The organism is Vibrio sp. 1562, assembly GCF_033340155.1.
Lineage (GTDB): Bacteria > Pseudomonadota > Gammaproteobacteria > Enterobacterales > Vibrionaceae > Vibrio > Vibrio alginolyticus.
In genome coordinates this window covers 1-942 of record NZ_JAWOVY010000154.1, presented here as the reverse complement: position 1 = coordinate 942, position 942 = coordinate 1, and the positions used below count along the sequence as shown (strand labels likewise).

Here is a 942-nt window from a genome sequence, read left to right as displayed (position 1 = left end):
TGACGGTGAGCGAAGACGGTCATACCATCACAGGCGAGCGCGATGCAGCGCACTTCTCTGGCTGGGCGAAAAACCAAAAAATCTTCTTCTATGCGACTTTCGATAAGAAGATCAAAGACGTCTACATCCTTGCCAATGGTAAGCCTGTTGACGGCCTAACGGCAGAGCACGTTTCTGAATTGATTTACGATGACCAAGGTAATCCAGTTAAGCGTGTCAAAGCGGACGTCACTGCCTACATCGAATTTGAAGATGAAGGCTCACAAGAGTTGAATGCGCAAGTGGCGTTGTCTGCGGTTGACCCACAAGGCGCGGAAAACAACTACGATGCCGAAGCGAATGTCTCTTTCTATACTGCACGTAACAACGCGCGTGAGAAATGGGCAAAAGCACTCAACTTCTCAATTGAAGGGGGCACGGAAGATCAGAAAGAGATCTTCTACACTGCGCTTTACCACACCAAGATTGCGCCGATGGTGCATCAAGATGTAGACGGTCGATTCCGTGGCATGGGCAAAGGCTCAATTCGTGAAGGCGAAGGGGAATACTCCATCGCTTACGGTCAAGCAACAGAAGAGCAACCAAACTTTTCGGTTTACTCTTTATGGGATACCCAACGTGCATTACACCCACTAAAAACCATCACAGAACCAACCCGCGCGGTGCAATACGCGAAGAACCTAGTTCAGAAGTACACTGAAAGCGGCTTACTACCGAAATGGGAGCACTTAGGTGACGAAACAGGCACCATGGTTGGCTACCCAGCGGTAGCTGTGATTGCGGATGCGATGACCAAATTCCCAGAAGAGTTTACTCAACAAGAGAAAGAGCTGGCGCTGAAAGCCGCGATCGACTCTTCGACTTACGACAACTACCCTGCATTGCAAGCAGATTGGGATCAAGGCGTATTGGATCGCACTTTAACCAAGCACATCGATTACA

Annotated in this window: 1 protein-coding gene; it reads left to right on the top strand. The window is 49.3% G+C overall.

Going from position 1 to position 942, the window contains the following annotated elements; genetic code table 11:
- Positions 1–942 (top strand): glycoside hydrolase domain-containing protein (locus tag R7Z49_RS23850; protein ID WP_318112199.1); only part of this gene is annotated, 942 nt, incomplete at both ends.